Source organism: Chryseobacterium proteolyticum (assembly GCF_046591535.1).
Taxonomy (GTDB): Bacteria; Bacteroidota; Bacteroidia; order Flavobacteriales; family Weeksellaceae; genus Chryseobacterium; species Chryseobacterium proteolyticum.
The window spans coordinates 494,198-513,930 of the sequence record NZ_JBJLWK010000002.1; the positions used below are offsets into that span (position 1 = coordinate 494,198).

17 protein-coding genes and 1 pseudogene are annotated in these 19,733 nt (G+C 35.7%); 11 read left to right on the plus strand and 7 right to left on the minus strand.

Translation table 11 applies throughout. From position 1 onward, the window contains the following. Positions 1–49: 49 nt before the first annotated feature. The 3 genes and pseudogenes from ACJ5H0_RS08185 to ACJ5H0_RS08195 all read right to left on the minus strand — a co-directional run. Positions 50–571, minus strand: coding sequence for a thioredoxin family protein (locus ACJ5H0_RS08185; protein ID WP_172279877.1), 522 nt, complete (start codon positions 569–571; stop codon positions 50–52). A gap of 138 nt (positions 572–709) precedes the next feature. Next, on the minus strand, positions 710–1,531 hold the full coding sequence (locus ACJ5H0_RS08190; protein WP_411248780.1) for an acyltransferase family protein: 822 nt from the start codon (positions 1,529–1,531) through the stop codon (positions 710–712). A gap of 25 nt (positions 1,532–1,556) precedes the next feature. Further along, a pseudogene (locus ACJ5H0_RS08195) lies at positions 1,557–1,805 on the minus strand (heparan-alpha-glucosaminide N-acetyltransferase domain-containing protein); the annotation flags it as partial. Between the two features lie 543 nt (positions 1,806–2,348). Between ACJ5H0_RS08195 and ACJ5H0_RS08200 the strand changes: the two are divergent. From ACJ5H0_RS08200 to ACJ5H0_RS08210, 3 genes are all read left to right on the plus strand, one after another. Continuing rightward, positions 2,349–2,849 (plus strand): helix-turn-helix domain-containing protein, encoded by a 501-nt coding sequence (locus ACJ5H0_RS08200; RefSeq protein WP_411248784.1) that lies wholly within the window; start codon positions 2,349–2,351, stop codon positions 2,847–2,849. A 91-nt stretch (positions 2,850–2,940) separates the two neighbouring features. Then, positions 2,941–3,360 carry a DoxX family membrane protein gene (locus ACJ5H0_RS08205; protein ID WP_273648844.1) on the plus strand — a complete coding sequence of 140 codons (420 nt, stop codon included), beginning with the start codon at positions 2,941–2,943 and terminating at the stop codon, positions 3,358–3,360. A gap of 19 nt (positions 3,361–3,379) precedes the next feature. Continuing rightward, the gene (locus tag ACJ5H0_RS08210; protein ID WP_273648846.1) at positions 3,380–3,733 is read left to right on the plus strand and encodes a cupin domain-containing protein; all 354 of its coding nucleotides are present in this window, start codon (positions 3,380–3,382) and stop codon (positions 3,731–3,733) included. 89 nt (positions 3,734–3,822) lie between these two features. Here ACJ5H0_RS08210 and dnaK read toward each other — a convergent pair whose 3' ends face one another. Continuing rightward, positions 3,823–5,718 (minus strand): molecular chaperone DnaK, encoded by a 1,896-nt coding sequence (gene dnaK / locus ACJ5H0_RS08215; RefSeq protein WP_172279883.1) that lies wholly within the window; start codon positions 5,716–5,718, stop codon positions 3,823–3,825. A gap of 570 nt (positions 5,719–6,288) precedes the next feature. Here dnaK and ACJ5H0_RS08220 point away from each other — a divergent pair. The 8 genes from ACJ5H0_RS08220 (at position 6,289) to ACJ5H0_RS08255 (ending at position 16,761) form a co-directional block, all read left to right on the plus strand. After that, positions 6,289–7,353, plus strand: coding sequence for a hypothetical protein (locus ACJ5H0_RS08220; protein ID WP_411248791.1), 1,065 nt, complete (start codon positions 6,289–6,291; stop codon positions 7,351–7,353). Between the two features lie 2 nt (positions 7,354–7,355). Then, positions 7,356–7,604 (plus strand): hypothetical protein, encoded by a 249-nt coding sequence (locus ACJ5H0_RS08225; RefSeq protein ID WP_411248794.1) that lies wholly within the window; start codon positions 7,356–7,358, stop codon positions 7,602–7,604. A 377-nt stretch (positions 7,605–7,981) separates the two neighbouring features. Beyond that, complete coding sequence (locus tag ACJ5H0_RS08230; protein ID WP_411248795.1) at positions 7,982–9,298, plus strand: hypothetical protein; 1,317 nt, start codon at positions 7,982–7,984, stop codon at positions 9,296–9,298. Positions 9,299–9,474: 176 nt separating this feature from the next. Beyond that, positions 9,475–11,547, plus strand: coding sequence for a polyphosphate kinase 1 (ppk1, locus tag ACJ5H0_RS08235; RefSeq protein WP_172279887.1), 2,073 nt, complete (start codon positions 9,475–9,477; stop codon positions 11,545–11,547). Further along, positions 11,544–12,428, plus strand: coding sequence for a Ppx/GppA phosphatase family protein (locus ACJ5H0_RS08240; RefSeq protein WP_172279889.1), 885 nt, complete (start codon positions 11,544–11,546; stop codon positions 12,426–12,428). Before ppk1 ends, ACJ5H0_RS08240 begins: the two co-directional genes overlap by 4 nt. A 369-nt stretch (positions 12,429–12,797) precedes the next feature. Further along, on the plus strand, positions 12,798–13,457 hold the full coding sequence (locus ACJ5H0_RS08245; RefSeq protein ID WP_273648983.1) for an NAD-dependent epimerase/dehydratase family protein: 660 nt from the start codon (positions 12,798–12,800) through the stop codon (positions 13,455–13,457). After that, a complete protein-coding gene (locus tag ACJ5H0_RS08250; RefSeq protein ID WP_172279893.1) occupies positions 13,454–13,615 on the plus strand; it encodes a hypothetical protein in 162 nt (53 codons plus the stop codon). Before ACJ5H0_RS08245 ends, ACJ5H0_RS08250 begins: the two co-directional genes overlap by 4 nt. 104 nt (positions 13,616–13,719) lie before the next feature. Further along, positions 13,720–16,761 carry a choice-of-anchor I family protein gene (locus ACJ5H0_RS08255; RefSeq protein ID WP_411248799.1) on the plus strand — a complete coding sequence of 1,014 codons (3,042 nt, stop codon included), beginning with the start codon at positions 13,720–13,722 and terminating at the stop codon, positions 16,759–16,761. Between the two features lie 51 nt (positions 16,762–16,812). On the opposite strand, the gene ACJ5H0_RS08260 is transcribed toward ACJ5H0_RS08255, so the two are convergent. The 3 genes from ACJ5H0_RS08260 to ACJ5H0_RS08270 form a co-directional block, all read right to left on the minus strand. Further along, on the minus strand, positions 16,813–17,427 hold the full coding sequence (locus ACJ5H0_RS08260; RefSeq protein ID WP_411248802.1) for a response regulator: 615 nt from the start codon (positions 17,425–17,427) through the stop codon (positions 16,813–16,815). Between the two features lie 5 nt (positions 17,428–17,432). Beyond that, positions 17,433–17,675, minus strand: coding sequence for a hypothetical protein (locus ACJ5H0_RS08265; protein ID WP_411248806.1), 243 nt, complete (start codon positions 17,673–17,675; stop codon positions 17,433–17,435). Between the two features lie 470 nt (positions 17,676–18,145). Then, complete coding sequence (locus ACJ5H0_RS08270) at positions 18,146–19,729, minus strand: flotillin family protein (protein ID WP_411248808.1); 1,584 nt, start codon at positions 19,727–19,729, stop codon at positions 18,146–18,148. Positions 19,730–19,733 lie beyond the last annotated feature (4 nt).

Genomic DNA, 19,733 nt, shown 5'->3' on the forward strand with positions numbered 1-19,733 from the left:
CCGGAATCTTTCGATTCCGGGGCATTTTTATTGGATGATATCAATCTCTTTACTGATCTTTTTTCTTCACGAAAACTTTTTGAATGGTTTCAAGTTCTTGTCTGTTCAATTTTGTAGTTTTTTCAAGTTTCGCTAAAAAAACATCTACTTCCTCCGGAGTTGCTGGGGATCCCAGATTTTCGCCTTTGTCATTAAAAGAATCTGTAAGAACCTCACCTTTAGAATTCAATACCAACCAAAAAGGAAGGCCTGCATTCTCACCCTTATATTGATTCATCATTGCTTCGCCTCCGGGATTTTCAAGAACTTTCTTTTCTCCTCTTTCCTGAACATCCACATAGGCCGTAACATAGTTTTTATCAAACAAAGGCTTTGTTTCCGGAAGATTCATATTCTTTTCCATCAGTTTACACCATTGGCACCATGACGCATGGAATACAAGAAGTACATTTTTATTTTCCTTTTTAGCATCTGTAAGAGCTTTGTTAAGGACTACATCTGCTTTTTCCTGCGCAAATCCCAACTGAAATAAAAGTACAGTAAACACCAGGATTATTTTAGAATATTTCATTTCAATATTTTTTAAGTTAATACAACACGAATTTAGGTAATTTATCAGGAATTTATAATAATAAAATATAAAATTAAAAAAACTGCTGGTTTTCCGTCTGGTATCTATATATATTTACAATATTATTTTAACACTGTTTCATCCACGGCAATACGTCGGAAGACAATCAAAGGTTCTTTTTTCCTTACAATGTCCAATGTGTTCTGAACTAAAAAAAGTGAGCAGTATATAAAAGAGAATCAGGATTGAGACAAATTCAATTCCATGCTGTCTGTATCCAAAAATCCCTTTTCCCCATGAAATCAATATCCATTGTATCATATACATGGAGGTGAGGTTTTTACTGCAATATTTTAAAACTTTCATACATGTATTTTCCTTTGCTTTACTTGTCAGTCTGAAAATAGCCCAAAGGAATATCAGCGTCCATCCTGCAAAATAAATTACACCTCCAGGCCCCATATGATAAAAACCATTGTAGTGATAATTCCCATACATAAAAACCAAAGGAGCACCTAAGGCAATAAATATAAGCCCGACGCAGAGCATATTTTTAAACAATTGCGGCCCGTTATAATTCAGCTCCTGAAACCATTTCCCAAAAAACATCCCGATAATAATAAAAGACATCCATGGAAAAACAGGAAAATACACATAAGCAGGAAAATCATTATTAAAAAGAAGATCCAGAATATAGTTAACGACGGAAAAATTAATATGAATACCGCTTACTTCTCTTGATACAAGGGCCACCAAAAGACCTATCGCAAGGATACCATATTTATTCTTCACATATTTCCTGATAAATCCTACAAAAAGGAGAGACATTCCTGCCAGTTGCAAGATATCCCCCAGCAGTGCCAGATATAGATATTGCTGCTCTATCGGACCATGCCATCCATATTTTTCGATAAAATGTGCAGGAGCAAAACCTAAAATTACGGGAACAATGAACTTCATAAAATTCATAAAAAAAAGCTGCTAATAAAAGTAAACCTCCCCGTTTGATGGCACTTGTTAAACTTTGATGGCTGGAAGTCATGAATGTGATTCCCATACAAATCAGAAAAATAGAAGTTCCTCTTCCTAAAAAGACAATAAAACTTCCAATTGCCGTATCTGATTGTGATTTCACATTGGCAAATATGAGTAAGGTATGAATGATAATCATCCCTATTACACTCATTCCTTTTATCAGGTCCAATGTTAAGATTCTTTTGTTGAGTTGTTCCATAGTTCTGTTTTAATTCAATAGATATAGTTGATAATCAAACTGTTTTAGTTTGTTAAAATTTAATTTTTATTAATTCTAAATAAAAACAAATATACTTATTTAAAATAAATAATCAAGTTCCATGATCAATTTCATCGGTATTTTATCCAATGGTTTATTAATATTATTTCCCGCTTATTTTTTACTTTAACTTTTTTGTAATTTAGATGAATGCATTTCCGGGCTCATGCTGCTTACATTAGAGAATAAACAAAATGATTGATATAAAAAAAATACTCAGATCAAAAGGGACACCCTGAACCTAGGCGTGTCATTAGGTATACGCTGTTCTGGTGCAAGAGCGGGCATGCTGAAATTCTGATTGACGAGCATTTTTTTATTCTGGAAGCCAATCAAACCGTAACCATTACCTCAGGACAATTTCATCAGTTAAAATCTGTTGAAGGCGAATTAACGGCTCTTGAATTCACGCTTGATTTTTTCAGTAAAAGCGACAGCGATATAGAGCTCATTTTCCATAACGGACTGTTCTGCCATTTCGGTATGAATGAAAAGATCACGATACACCGTCCGGACTTCTTTACAGAAACACTTAAACAGATTGAAGATGAAATAAATGAAAAGCCTTATCAATATCTCATTTCTACCCATTCATTGGTTGAATTATTGTTAATAGAAATCAATCGCAGTAAAATTGCAAATGGTGATGAGATCTGGAAACCTGATGCTTTATTTTTAAAGTTTCTGGAAAATGTCCGCCGTAATTTTTCGCAGAACTATCCGGTATCCTATTTTGCCGATATTCTGGGGACTACAGAAGCAAAGCTCAATGAGGTCTCTAAATTGCACACCAATAAAACAGCACTGAACGTCATCTACAGTCTTATTATTTCCGAATCTAAAAGATTATTGCTCTACGAAAAGCTCACGGTTAAAGAGATCGCTTATCAGTTGGGATTCAATGATCCTTTTTACTTTTCAAACTTCTTTAAAAAGCATACTTCCTTATCTCCCAAGGATTATCAAAAGGCAGTGAAAAACTAAATCTTATATGCTTTTCCCAGGATTGTCTATTCTTTAGCTACGAGTCATTCGCGAAATTTGTACTTATAATTCAACCAATAAAATAATGAGTATGAAAGCGAGACAGGACATAGCTGTTTTTCTATTAAGAATAGCCCTTGCTACCGGATTTTTATCCGCTACTGCCAGCAGATTGGGACTTTGGGGAAACCGGTCTTCGGGATGGATAAATTTTGTAAACTATACCGCAGAAACCAATTCATTCTTACCCCGGTCATTAGCACCATTCATTGCAACGGCATCAACTATTATAGAGTTGTCGCTCGGTATTTTATTATTGGTGGGATACCAAATCCATAAAGCAGCTTTATTTGCATCATTCCTCACTTTATTATTTGCTTTAGCAATGTCTTTTTCTTTTGGACTTAAAGAGCCTTTGGATTATTCAGTATTTGCATTCAGTGCCGGAGCATTTTTACTCAGTACTTTTCCACATTATAAGTGGACCCTTGAAGATCTTTTGAATCAATAACAATTAAAAATAAATTACAATGAACACTAACATTCACGATTACATCGTAAAAACAGAACAAAAAGAATGGCAACCTTTAATTGAAAAAGGAATTCACTATGAAGGCATTTTCGTTAAATCTCTGAAATTTGATCCTGAAAAGAACAGATCAACCACAATTCTTTTAAAATTTGAACCGGGAGCAAGCTATCCTTATCACAATCATCCGGCAGGAGAAGAATTGTTTATTATGGAAGGAGATGCTATTATTGCCGGAGCACGTTTGGAAAAAGGAGATTATTTGTATACACCTCCTAACTTTAAACACTCTGTAAAATCAGAAAACGGATGTCTGATCTTCTTTATGATCCCTGAAGAGGTTGAAATTCTTTAAAAGACAACTCCTCTATTATAAAAAAACCGCAGTAAAAAAATCTTTTACTGCGGTTATATTATTAAAGGTAAGTATATACTTACAACTTATTATTTCACTTCTTCGAAGTCTGCATCCTGTACATCATCACCTCCTGCATTTCCGCCAGGATTCTGAGCTCCTGCATCAGCACCCTGAGCTTGTTGTCCTGCTGCATACATTTCTTCTGAAGCTGCCATCCAAGCTGCATCCAAAGCTTCAGTTTTAGCTTTTACATCGTCAGAATTTTTAGCTTCAAATGCTGTTTTCAGTTCTGCTGCTGCAGCTTCTATGGCTGCTTTTTTATCTGCAGATAATTTATCCCCAAACTCTTTCAATTGCTTTTCAGTCTGGAAGATCAATCCGTCTGCTTTATTGAAGATCTCAACTTCTTCTTTTCTTTTCGCATCCGCTGCAGAATTTTCCTGAGCTTCTTTTTTCATTCTTTCGATTTCTTCGTCAGAAAGACCTGAAGAAGCCTGGATTTTGATAGACTGCTCTTTACCTGTACCTTTATCTTTAGCAGATACACTTAAGATACCGTTGGCATCAATATCGAAAGTAACTTCGATTTGAGGAACTCCTCTTGGTGCAGGTGGAATATCTGTAAGATCAAATCTACCGATTTCTTTATTGTCATTGAACATTGGTCTTTCACCTTGTCCTACTCTGATGCTTACAGCTGGCTGGTTATCAGAAGCTGTAGAGAATACTTCAGATTTTTTCGTTGGGATCGTAGTGTTCGCTTCAATTAATTTAGTGAATACAGAACCCATTGTTTCAATACCTAAAGAAAGTGGAGTAACGTCAAGAAGTAATACATCTTTTACATCACCTGTTAATACACCACCTTGGATAGCTGCACCAATAGCTACAACCTCATCCGGATTAACTCCTTTAGATGGTTTCTTACCAAAGAATTTTTCCACTTCTTCCTGAATGATCGGGATTCTTGTAGAACCACCTACCAGGATTACTTCGTCGATATCAGAAGTTGATAAACCTGCATCTTTTAATGCCTTAGCAACCGGCTCCATAGATCTTCTTACAAGATCAGCAGATAACTGCTCGAATTTAGCTTTAGTTAAAGTCTTCACTAAGTGTTTAGGACCTGTAGCTGTAGCTGTAATATATGGCAAGTTGATTTCAGTTTGTGGAGAAGAAGATAATTCGATTTTTGCTTTTTCTGCAGCTTCTTTCAATCTTTGAAGAGCAATAGCATCTGCTTTCAAATCTACACCCTCTTCAGCTTTGAATTCATCAGCCATCCAGTTGATGATCACATCATCGAAATCATCACCTCCTAAGTGTGTATCACCGTTTGTAGACAATACTTCGAATACACCATCTCCTAAATCAAGGATAGAAATATCGAAAGTACCACCTCCAAGGTCATATACCGCGATCTTTTGATCTTTGTGATTTTTATCAAGACCGTACGCTAAAGCTGCAGCAGTAGGCTCATTGATAATTCTTTCTACTTTTAAACCTGCGATTTCACCCGCTTCCTTAGTAGCTTGTCTTTGTGCATCATTGAAGTATGCAGGAACAGTAATTACCGCTCTTGTTACTTCTTGTCCAAGATAATCTTCAGCCGTTTTCTTCATTTTCTGAAGAATCATTGCAGAAATTTCCTGTGGTGTATATTCTCTGTCGTCGATTTTTACTTTTACAGTATCATTTGGTCCGGATACAACTTCGTAAGGTACTCTTGAGATTTCTTTAGCATCTTCTTTAAAATGAGTCCCGATAAATCTTTTAATAGAGTATACAGTTTTCTTTGGATTCGTTACAGCCTGTCTTTTTGCAGGATCACCTACTTTTCTTTCACCATCTTCTGTAAACGCTACGATAGAAGGAGTTGTTCTTTTTCCTTCCGCATTAGGGATAACAACAGGGTCTTTACCCTCCATTACAGCAACACAAGAGTTGGTCGTTCCTAAGTCAATTCCAATTATTTTACTCATAATATTTTTTATTTTTCTAATTTTTAATTTGATTTACACTGTACATTTCTCAATATTCGTACCATTCAAATATATATGACAAATTGACATACATCATCAGAGAACATGGACGCAGCCGGCCATCGCATAAGTCAGCACTCAAAAATATTCCTTTATATATCAACAATTTATGAATAATCTGGTTTAAGACTTTTTTGCCATATTGAGCTAACCAGCATGACCATTCTGGCATATTAATTGCTTGGATTTGTCCAATATTCTATTTACACAAACACACACGATGAAAAATGAAATTAACTACTTCCTGTTATGGTATGAGCCTACCCTAAATTCTAATACTATATAACACTCCCAATTCAACTTATTGTCTAAAAGATACTGAATACGGATATTCCACATCTGTTTTAAATATAACACATCCATGTCTTCCAGTTGTGTTTTGTTGCTATATCCATTCTTAAATTCTTTAACAGTAACTATATAAGCTAGCAGCTTTTGCTCCTGGCCGGGTATTATTATTTATAAAAAGCCTTCAATACATAATATACAATAACATATAAATAAACACATATGAAAACAAAAATGCTATTTTTATCCTCAATTTTGTTGTTTGAAATAACATCTGCACAAATAGGGATCGGAACACCTAACGCAAGAGGAGCTCTTGATATCAATAAACCTACAACCAATGATCATGGATTGGTATTACCTACAAATTCAAGTACTTCTAAAATATCTAATCCTTTGGGTGGAGAGGTAGCAATCGGAACAATTATTTATGATTCAACAGAGGATTGTGTAAAAGTTTATAAATCTAAAGGATGGTCTCAGTGTCTGGGTGAAGGCATTAATCAAGGCTTTGTTTTGGATTGTAGTAGTGGAACACTAACAGGAACTTATACGCAGTCTATACCTAGCAGTGGAACTAAAACCATTAATTACACAGGAGCAAGCGGACAAAGTTATAACGCAATATCTGTAGCTTCAACAGGAGTTACAGGCCTTACAGCTTCGGCACCCGCAGGGGCTTTAGCTAATGGAAACGGGTCAATCACTTTAAATATTTCAGGAACGCCATCCGGAAGTGGTACAGCTAATTTTACCATAAATATAGCAGGACAAACATGTACTTTTATAATCAATATCGGCCAACCACAAGTAAGAAACGTAAAAATATTATCAATTATTCCTGATGCCTGGAATTCCAATTTATCCAATGGCAGATATACAAATATTGCAAGATCCAAATTAAATAATTCTTCTAACTTTGGCCCTTCAGGAAAAGTTAAAGTAACAGGATTTACCTACGACACCTTTAATATATACTCTAACAGTGCCCAGGAGCTGGAATATGCAATAGACAATGCAGATATTATTTGGATAGGCTACATAAGCAATAGCTATTTTACTCCGGAAAAAAGACAAATGCTGGACAAAAAAAATCAGAGAAAAAAAAGAAATTCTTCTTTATTGGTAACGATAATTACAACGGAGGATATTTTCCGGGTAAAACCAGTTTTGCAGGGCACACGTTTGATTATTTCAGATTCGGAACCATTTCGAATAATATCATATCAACGACAAACGGACCTGATAAAGGAATTTTCGGGAACCTATCCGACGGAGCTCCTATAAAAATGTACAGAGCTATTGGTAAAGTAACGAATTACCCTTCCGGATCTACCGCATTTATACGGAATACAGATGGAACAACTAATGCAGTAAGCAGTGATAATTTGGTAATTGTATCAGATATTAATTGGTATACAAACTATGAAAGAGCAGACGGTTTTTATGGAAGCTCAAGCAGCTGCTCAGACAACAACAACTCTATATTATTCTGTAATATTTTTGAAAAGGCAGTACAATACGTCTTAACTCATTAAATAACATTTAAAATATCTCCAGACTTTAAAAAGGTTGCCCCTTGTGGCAACCTTTTTCAGCATATTTCTCACAATACAAATGGTAAAAACAGTTGTCGTATACAAAATCGCATTCTAGTTTCTACATACGTATAAGACAATGATATTTGGATTTTGGCACATATATTGATAATAGGAGTACCCAACACAAACATTCAAGATGAAAACCAATGAAATTTCTTATTTTATAAAAAATTATTCATACCCTATTTTTCTTTAGGGCACTGATAAACCATATTCATATTATCGGGTTCACCTAATTTAAAAAGATCAATATCAACAAATTAGACCATAACCGGTAAGAATATATTTCATTATAAACATAAATAAATACAAATATGAAAAGAAATTTTTTTCTACTTTCAATGCTTTTAGCATTTAAAACAATTTATTCCCAAGTAGGTATAGGGACAACAACTCCAAGAGGTGCACTGGACATCAATAAGCCGACGACTAACGAATTTGGGTTTGTACTACCAACCAACACCAGCACAACAAAAATAATCAATCCTCAAGGAGGAAATATTGCTGTTGGAACAATGATGTATGATTCTACTGAGGACTGTGTTAAGGTGCATAAATCTACAGGATGGTCCAATTGCCTTAGTGATAACAACAACATAGCAGGTAAAATAGACAATCTGGAATGCAATGGTTCTTTGACTGGAACTTATAATCAAGGGACACTTAGTAATGGTATGAAAGTAATCAACTATACGAACGGAAATGGAAAGACTTATGATGCCATAAACATCGCATCAACAGGAGTTACAGGACTTACCGCTACCGCTCCGGCCGGAACATTAAATAATGGTAACGGAAGCATTACTTTAAATATTTTTGGAACACCAACTACATCCGGAACAGCAACATTCATAATCAATTTTTTAGGGAAAACATGCACATTCACGGTCAAGGTTGAGCAGCAGATCCGCACCATAAAAATACTATCGCTGGTACCTGATGCCTGGTCTACAAACTTATCAAATGATCCCTATACAAGTGTTGCCAGGTCTAAACTCAATAATTCATCCCACTTCGGACCGTCCGGAACTGTAAAAATATCTGGATTCACGTATAGTACCTTTGATGTTAGTACAGGGACTGCACAGGGACTGCAAACAGCTATTGATAATGCTGATATCATCTGGATCAGTTATATAACCAACGGAAATATCAATGCGGAAATGAGGAATGCTCTGGAACAAAAAATCAATGAAAAGAAAAAATTCTTTTTTATTGGTAACGATAATTATAATGGTTCGGTTTTTCCGGGAAAATCCGTCTTTTCAGGACAGACATTTGACTACTTTAATTATGGTAATTATTCTGGTTCTATTGTATCAACAACAGTGGGACCTGATAAAGGTGCATTTGGTACGCTACCAGCCGGTACACAAATAAATATGACATTAGCCGTCGGAAAAATGACGAATTACACATCCAATTCCACTCCTTTTATGAAAAATATGGATGGAACTGTTAATTCTATCATTGCTGATAACTTAATCGTTGTTTCGGATATTAACTGGTACATCAATTACCAATCAGATGATGGTTTTTATCAGGGATCCTCAAGTTGCTCCGATAACAGCAAATCCATTTTGTTTTGTAATATATTTGATAAGGCTATCAAATATGTATTGAGTCATTAATTTGCTATTACATATAATTTTATAGAAGGCTGCTGTAAAAGCAGCTTTTTTATTTACAGTAAAATATGTGATATTCTCAGGGATCAAAACAATTACATTCTTAATCAAAGTTTAATCTTGTTTATCCACTTTCAATATGTATTAATCCTTATTTTTGATAAATTTTACACACAAATATGTCAATACACTTTAATCCGAGGGATATTACCTGGCTGGCTTTTAATGAAAGGGTTTTACAGGAGGCAATGGACGAAAATGTTCCATTGCATTTAAGAATACGCTTTCTGGGAATTTTTTCCAATAATCTTGACGAATTTTTCAGAGTACGTGTTGCCGGATTAAAGCGAGCCATGGATTTTAAGGAGAAAGTAATTGCGGAATCCTTCTACCAGCCACCTTCGAAAATTTTACAAAGGATCAATGAAATTGTGATCAGACAACAGCAGAATTTTGATAAAACCTGGAAAAAAATCCAGAATGAAATGGCTGATCAGAATATTTTCATCAAGAATGCTAAAAACTTAACCGTACTCCAGAAAGAATTTGTCAGAAAATATTTTGATGAAGTGGTAGAATCCAATGTCATTCCTATTCTTCTTCATGAAAACACATCAATGCCATACTTAAGAGATAAAAGTCTTTATCTGGGTGTTGCCATGAGAAAAAAAGACTGGCAATACCAGAGTAATTATGCTATCATCGAAATACCGTCACGCTTTGTGGGAAGGTTTGTTTTGCTCCCTACTGAAGATCCAAAGGAAAAAAATGTAATGTTACTGGAGGATGTTATCACTTTCAACCTGCCTCATATTTTTTCTTATTTTGGATATGACGAATTTGCTGCAAATGCATTTAAAGTAACTAAGGATGCTGAAATGGATCTTGATAATGACATCAAAACCAATTTTGCAGAAAAAATAGAAAAAGGGCTTAAGAACAGAAGAAAAGGAAAACCGACAAGATTCGTTTTCGATAAAGATATGGATAAAGCTTTACTGGAATTATTAATCCGTAAGCTCAATCTCACTAAAAAAGACAGCATTATTCCCGGTGGAAAAATTCATAACTTTAAGCATTTCATGGATTTTCCGGATGTTTTTGAAGCTTATGCCAGACCTGTGGAAAGAACTTCTTTTAGCCATCAGGCTTTTGAACATGGCGAAAGGGTAACTGATGTGATCATGAAAAATGATGTGTTGCTCACTTTTCCATACCATAAATATAATCCGGTTATTGATCTTCTTCGTGAGGCGGCAATGGATCCTGATGTAAAATCAATACAGATTACAGCTTACAGACTGGCAAGCAGTTCGAAAATTATCAATGCATTGATCTATGCTGCACGAAATGGAAAAGAGGTTACGGTAATGCTCGAACTTCAGGCCCGGTTCGATGAGGAATCCAATCTTGAATGGAAAGAAATGCTCGAGCCGGAAGGTATTACCGTTTTAGTTGGAATTCCGGATAAAAAAGTTCATGCTAAGCTTTGTGTTATCAAGAAAAGAGCTCACAACAAAACCATTCAGTACGGATTTATCAGTACAGGGAATTTCAATGAAAAAACGGCCAGAATTTATGGAGATCATTTATTAATGACTGCAGACAGAGGAATTATGGCAGATATCAATAAAGTTTTCAACGTCCTTAAAAAACCTAAGGAAGATTACCTTGCTGTTCTGAAAACCTGTAAAAGTTTAATGGTCTGCCCACAATTCATGCGTGAAAAGATCGTCCATCATATCGATAAAGAGATCGAAGAAGCAAAAGCAGGGAGAAGAGCAGAAATTATTGTTAAAGCTAATTCGGTAAGTGACCGTGCTTTAATTACAAAACTATATGATGCGGCTTTAGCAGGAGTGGTTATAAAAACAATTGTGAGAGGAATTTATTGCGCTGTCAATCAAAAAGAATTTAAAGAAAAAATAAAAGGTATAAGTATTGTTGATGAATATCTGGAACATGCCAGGGTCATGTATTTTTACAACAAAGGAGCTGAAGACATGTATATTTCATCAGCAGACTGGATGACCAGAAACCTTGATTACAGAATTGAAGCGGCAGTAAAAATAACAGATAAAGAACTGAAAAAAGAGCTGAAGGACATCCTCGATATACAATTGAGAGATAATGTAAAGGCCAGGATTCTGGATAAAAAACTGAGTAACGAATATGTAAGAAATGACAAGCAGGAATGTCGTTCTCAAATTGAAACTTATAAATATTTAAAAGCTAAAACGAGTACAAAATGAAGATCGCAGCAATAGATATAGGAAGTAATGCAGCAAGACTTTTAATCAATGAAGTAAAAGATAACGGCAAACACCCGGAATTTATAAAGCTTAATCTTTTACGGATTCCTCTAAGACTGGGTATGGATGTCTTTACCCGTGGAGAAATAGGACCTGAAAGGGAAAAAATGGTGATCGATTCAATGAAAATTTTCAGTGACCTGATGAAAATTTATAAAGTAGAACACTACAGGGCATGTGCGACAAGTGCCATGCGCGATGCTGTAAATGGAAAAGATATCATTGAACAGGTAAGAAAAACTTCAGGCATCAACATTGAAATTATATCAGGAGATGAAGAAGCTACCTTGGTGTATGAAAATCATGTGGCCGAAGGTCTGGATAAAGACTTCGCCTACTTATATATCGATGTTGGCGGTGGTTCTACTGAGCTTACATTCTATGAAAATGACAAAATGGTGTATGAAAAATCTTTCAATATTGGAACCATCCGGTTACTCAACAATCTTGTTACTCCGGACAACTGGTATGAGATGAAGCAGGAGGTCAAGAAAAATATTATGAGCAAGAAACCGATTGTTGCTATCGGATCTGGAGGAAACATCAATAAAGTGTTTTCAATGAGTAAAACCAAAGACGGAAAACCAATGTCTTTAGCTCATCTTAAAAAGGTATATAAAGAATTTGATGAACTCAGCGTCGATGAAAGAATGACAAAACATAATCTGAGAGAAGACAGAGCTGATGTGCTGGCCCACGCATTAAAGATTTTCAATAGTGTAATGGCATGGGCAGATATCAACAGGATCTTTGTTCCGAAGATTTCCGTAGCAGACGGGCTCATCCATAATATCTACAGTAAGCTACAAGAAAAGAAATAAATGGATAGCACATTATAAAAATAAAAAGTCATTTGCCACTACGCATCTGACTTTTTTATTTTTAAAACCAATTTTTATTAAATCTGCCGTCTTGGGCTGTCTTTTGGGGTAATTTAAAATAATCGGTCAAGGACACTGCACCCTTTTACAAGAATTTTAGCGATGTTCTTTTATTAAAATTTACTTAAAATATGGTTATGTTTGAAAATTTCATTATTCGAAAAACATGGGTAACCTCTGGGAAGAGAGCGCATTTATCTTTTATTTTAAAGTTAATCAAACGCAAATGTTTAATTTTTTTTATAAAAGTTAATTTTTTTTAAAGTAAATTTAAGTGCGAAATCGTTATAAAAGTATAATCTTAGTAACATGAGTTCAAACCCAATTAAAATAATAATAACAGGTGCCACAGGAATGGTAGGAGAAGGCGTGCTGATGGAATGTCTTGAAAACCCCGGTATTTCAGAAATTTTAAGTGTCAGCAGGAAACCATCAGGAAAAAAGCATGCTAAATTAAAAGAGTATATCGTTCCAGATTTTCTAAGCATCACTGAAAATGATGAAAACCTGAAAGGTTATGATGCCTGTTTTTTCTGTGCAGGGATCAGCAGTGTGGGAATGAATGAAGAAGATTATACTAAAATAACATATGATACAACTCTCCATTTTGCAAATGCTGTTTTGAAGCAAAACCCCGGAATGGTTTTTAATTATGTTTCCGGAGCCCATACAGACAGCACAGAAAGTGGAAAGACAATGTGGGCAAGAGTAAAAGGAAGAACCGAAAATTCTTTAAAGAAGTTAGGATTCAGATCTGCCTATAACTTTCGTCCGGGATTTATGAAGCCCGTAGAAGGTCAGGTTCATGTCAAATGGTTTTTCAAACCTATTATATGGCTTTTTCCTGTTTTGCTCCCGTCTCAATCATTAACATTGCATGAAGTAGGAAGAGCTATGGTCAATGTAGTAAAAAAAGGGTACCCAACATCAGTTTTAGAAATTCGAGACATTAAAAAACTTGCGATATGAGAGAAATGTTAAAAAGAATTATCCTTGTTATTTTTATCCTACTGGTTTTGACAGCAATTTCAGGTTTTCTGTATACCCAGAAACATCCACTTGAAAAAGCGTCCAATGAAAAACAATGGATACAAAAAGCCATTAATCAAAAGCAGGTTGGAAACTAATAAGCATAGACACCTACATTATTATTAATCATTTGTTAAGATTGCATTAAAATATTTACAAGGTATAAAGTTCATTTTTGCATTAATCAAAATTTAAGGTAAAAATGACGAAAAACTATCTTTTTAGAGGCTTCCTGCCTATTGCTGTCCTGTTTCAAGGCGGTCTTTTCGGACAATCGTTGATCCATTACTGGAATTTCAATAACAATGCTTCTCAAACCTCTATTACCACTCCGACATCCTCGCTGGTAAACGGCTCTTCACTTGCTGCTATTGCAGGGGGAACAAGTGTTATTGATTTTGCAGGAGGATCAGGTCAAAATTTCGACACCAATAATTTAAATGCCAGGAATAATGATCTTGCCGGAACCCATTTAAGGTTTAACAACCCTATTGGTGGTGGACTTCAATTTTCCCTGCCTACTACCGGATATAATAATGTAGTGGTAAAATTCACAACCAGAAGGTCTGGTTCAGGGGCAGGAACACAAATCTGGTCATATTCCCTTGACGGAAATACTTTTACTAATTACCAGAGCGTTACTCCGGTGGATGACGTCCCTCAGTTAGTTACTTTTGATTTTTCAAATATTGCAGGAGTTTCCAACAACCCCAATTTTAAATTAAAAGTTGAATTTGCTACAGGATTGGGAGGAAATGCTGGAAATAATCGTTTTGATAATTTTACGGTAGATGCCGCAGCAACCGGTTCCACAGATACTACTCCACCTACAGTAACGTATCTTCCGGCTAATAATACCAATAATGCATCCACAACAATAAATCCGAGTATTTCGTTTAATGAAAATGTAAGGCAGATTGATAACGCTTCAATCACTGATACCAATGCACAAAATCTTGTTGAATTCAGGGTGGCAAATGCTTCAGGCGCACAGATACCATTCACAACTACTTTCAGTAATAACACAATCACGATTATTCCTGGCACCCCTCTCCTTCCTAATCAAACATATTATTTAGCACTAAAACCCAATACCGTTGAAGATTTTAGTGATAATGCTGTTACTTCAGCTACTTCTACTACTTTCACTACGGCAGGTACCACTATTTCACTCGATAAAAATTTCATCAAAGTAAACGAAAATGCAGGTAACCTAAGTTTCAAGATCAATATTAATAATCCTTCCGCCTCTACAGTAAATCTTGTTGTAAAGCCGGCTCCTTTCAGCACAGCCAACAGCAGTGATTTTACATTAAATAATCAAACAATCACTATTACACCAACCACTACCAGCTATATTGTAAATATTCCGATTATTGATGATATACTCGAAGAACAGCAGGCAGAATATTTTGTAGTAAGCCTTGAAAACCCGGTAGGTGCAACTATTACAGGAGATAATTCAGCCACAATTTATATCGTAGATAATGATAAGGCCGCACCTGTTCCTTCAAATCAAATTCATTTGAACTATATCGGAAGCTTCGATCCTTCCGGAAACAACAACAGTTCTACAGAAATTGTTGTTCATGATCCTGCCACTCAAAGATTGTTTACGATCAGTTCACTGACCGATGTTTTTGATATTATTGATTTCAGTACTCCAACGGCTCCTGTGGTTATCAAAACGGTAAATATGGCTTCTTATGGAGGAATCACTAGTATCGCGGTTAAAAACGGAATCATCGCAGTTTCTTCTCCAAATGTAAACCCACAACAAAACGGAGCTGTCATCTTTTTTGACATTAACGGAAATTTCCTGAAACAAGTTACTGTAGGTGCATTACCTGATATGATTACTTTTACTCCGGATGGAACAAAGGTTATTACAGCCAATGAAGGAGAACCTAATGACGCCTACACAGTTGATCCTGAAGGCTCAATCAGTATCATTGACATTTCCGGAGGAATAAACAATCTTACCCAAAGTCAGGTTACCACACTCAATTTCACCAATTTCAACACCCAGGAATCTTCTCTATTTGCAACCGGATTAAGAAAAGTAAGGGCAACGAGTACGCTGGCCCAGGATCTGGAACCGGAATATGTAACGGTAAGCTCAGACAGCCAAAAGGCATGGGTTACTCTTCAGGAAAACAATGGGATTGCTGAAGTAAATCTGGTAACGAAATCCATAACGAGTATTTGGGGATTAGGCAAAAAAGATATGAGTTTACCCGGAAATGGTTTTGATGCTTCGGATAATAACGGAGAGGTACTGATTGCCAATTGGCCGGTAAAAACATTTTATACTCCCGATGCTGTACAAAACTATAAAGCAGGTAATACCAATTATATCGTAACAGCTAATGAAGGTGATGAAAAAGACCTTTCCGGGTTCAGCGAAAGAACAACTGTAGGAGCCAATGGCTATCCTTTAGATGCTACAAATTTCCCTAATTCATCTATATTAAAAGCTTCTCACAACCTGGGAAGATTCAGGGTAACCAATGTAAATGGCAATACAGACGGAGATGCCGAATACGAAGAAATTAATGCAATGGGAGCACGTTCTTTTTCCATTTTCAATGCCGATACAAAACAGATTGTATATGATAGTGGAGATCAGTTTGAACGTTATATTGCATACAGCCATCCATTAATCTTTAACGCAGATAACGAAAGTAATGCAGTTAAAAGCAGGAGCCGTGCCAAAGGTCCGGAACCAGAAGGTGTTGCTTTAGGAACCATAAACGGCCAGACTTTTGCCTTCATCACGTTGGAAAGAACCGGTGGTGTAATGGTTTATAATATTACAGATCCAAATAATGTAACTTTTACGGATTACAAAAATTCGAGATCAACTTCAGCATATGGTGGTGATAACGGCCCCGAAGGAATTATTTACATAGCTCCACAAAATACAGCAACAGGCAAAGGCTATGTAGTTATTGCAAATGAAATCAGCGGAACTTTATCGATGTATGAAGTAGTAACACCTCCCACATTGGGAACGGGTGAGGTAAAAGCTGAGCAGCACACATTTAATGTATTCCCTAATCCTGTGATAAAAGGAAATACTCTATATTTCAACCGGGCACAAGGTTATGAATTGTACGATATGTCAGGAAAACTTTTGAAAAAAGAGAAAAATTCTTTACTTATTGAAACTTCATCACTTGCTACAGGTGTGTACCTCATTAAAACTTCAGAGGGTATACTGAAACGGTTTATCGTAAAATAGAATATACATTAGATTGATAAAAAAGCTCAGGAAAATCCTGAGCTTTTTATATTAATGCATATCATCATAGATCCGAACAAGATCTACGACATTCTTAATTTTTAGCTTATCAAAAATTTTCTTTTTATAGGTACTGATCGTAGACATTTTAAGGTCGAGAATGTTGGCAATTTCTATATTCCCGTTTCCTTCAGCCAGAAGTTTAAATATCTGGAATTCCCTTTTAGAAAGCTTTTCTACAGTACGTCCATCTTTAGAATGGGATAATAATTTATTGACCATTTTTGAAGGATAATAATACCCTTCTTCAAAGATCGCTGTAATGCCTCTCAATATTTCAGATTCTGAAGCACCCTTATTAAGAAACCCTTCCGCCCCTTCTTCAATATATTGAATGCCTACACTTTCATCATAAGTAGAAAAGATCATGATTTTAAGATCTTCCTGTTTTCCTTTTAGTTCCTTTACCATTGTTTTCGAAGTGCTGTCAGGCATATCAATATCCAGAATCACCAGATCATATTGTTCTTTAGAAACCTTGTCCTTTGTCTCAATATAATTTTCAGCAAAATCTATTATACAGGGATATTGAAGTTTCGATTCCAACAGCAACGCAGTACCCGTTCTCACAATATAATGGTCATCCGCAATGAGTATTTTTTTCATAGTTCTTAGTTTTTGATCATAACTTCCAAAGGAAACCATGGATATGATTTTTTTGGAGTACATTTCCTCTTCCGATTTTTAGCAAGATGCAATACAACATGTAGGCCGATACGATCTTTTTGAAAATAAATTTCTCCGTTATAAAGATCTTTCACCGCATTTATACAGCGATTTATTATTTCTTTAGAAAATCCATACCCAAAATTGGCAATTTTGACGATTCCCCATGTGTTTTTAGACTTTTTCATAGTAAACCTTATTGTGATCATTTTTTATTTGTATTGTCAATTAGTGTAGAATCATATATTTGGAAATAATATGGGTTTTATAAGGTATACAAAACCTGATTTATCTTCTGAAGTGCTTTGCCATCTTTTTTGTAAAACGATACTACTCGCTCCGAAACAAATTGAAGAGTTTTGTATATAAAACAGGGAAAGAAAAAACATAACAGAAGCAGCCCAAACCTCATATAGTGTTGTAAATAAATTTTTTACAAAAGTAACATTAATAAAACTCACAAAAACATAGAATTATTTCTATATGAATTTAATATTAATTCTAGTTTAATACACCTTATTTAATAAGTGTAACCAATAAAAAAAAGACGGGCTATAAAAACCTGTCTTTAAACATATTACATTATTTTAAGTGAATAATTTATTAAAAATAATAATTCACTGGAAATTTTTAAATATATACAAATATGAATTCCTTTTTACGGCTTAGGAAAATCATCTTTTGATCCATCATTTTCAAGAGTCATGTCATCAAAATTCTTTTTCTCTTTCTTCTCAATGATCTTAACAATTTCTTTTTGAACCTCCTCTGGCTTTCCTTTTAAATAGTCCGGTAAATTAAGTCCTGCCATATTGAACAAATCATTTAATGGCGGAACTGTTTTCATCATCCCTGAAACAAAATTAGCCGTAGAATTGTTTCCATCTTTCCCATTTCCACTATCCCATACAGTAACCTTATCAATCTTGATATTTTTAACTGCTTCCACCTGGGTTTTTACCAACTCAGGAAGTTTTTCCAATAGCAATAGCTGGAATGCACTGTTAGCATCACCCCCAGCAGCTTTAACCACCTGATCATATCCTTCAGCCTGCTTGGTAAGGATCTCATAAAGACCCTTCGCTTCAGCTTCCATCTTAGCAAATATGGCGTCTGCTTCTCCTTTTGCCTGCAATCTTATTTTTTCAGCTTCAGCCTGTGCATCGATAATCATTTTCTGTTTTGAAATCTCTGCGGGAACTACAATATTAGCCTGTTGTGTAGACCGTTCTCTTTCCGCTCTCGCAGCCTCTGCTTTCTGTTCAGCCACATAAGCCTCTTCAAGTGATTTCGCCGCTTGTACCTTTTCAGCAGCAGTAGCAATTCTTAATGCCTCCGCTTCTCTTTCCCTTCTTTCAGCATCGGAGTTTGCGATGGTAATTTTTGCTTCATTTTCTCCTTTTACAGCAATAGAGTTAGCCAAAGATGTTGCAATACGTGCTTCTTTTGCAGCTTCTGCCTTACCGATAGCCTCATCTTTTCCTGCGGCCGCAATACTGATCTCCCTGTCTTTTTGAGTAATCGCTATCTTAACATCCCGGTCCCTCTGTGTCTCTGCAATCTGAGTATCTTTCTCGCGATCAGCAAGAGCTTTTCCTGTTTCACCGATCTTTGTCTGTTCCGCTACACTGATAATCGCTTCATTGATCGCTTTTGCAGCAGCTTCTTTTCCCAGAGCTTCAATATATCCGGATTCATCCCTGATATCCGTAACGTTTACATTGATTAGCTTCAGGCCTATTTTCTTTAATTCCGTATCAACATTTTTAGAAATATTATCCAGAAATTTATCCCTGTCCGAGTTAATTTCCTCAATGGTCATTGTAGCAATAACCAAACGCAATTGCCCGAATAAAATATCTTTCGAAAGCTCCTGAATCTGCTCGGGAGATAATCCGAGTAAACGCTCTGCTGCATTTCCCATAGAATCAGGATCTGTAGAAATGGCAATCGTAAAACGACAAGGAACATCCACACGGATATTCTGGCGCGAAAGCGCATTGGTAAGATTGGCTTCAATGGAAATTGGTTTCAGATCCAGATAAGCAAAATCCTGGATAACCGGCCATACAAAAGCTCCCCCTCCATGAATACACTTTGCAGAGCTTCCGCCTGTTTTACCGTAGATCACTAAAATTTTATCTGAAGGACATCTTTTGTATCGCGAAATAAGGGCTAAAAATGTGACAAATAGTACGACGACTATTACAACTGTTAAAATAAGGGTTCCGGGAATTTCCATATAT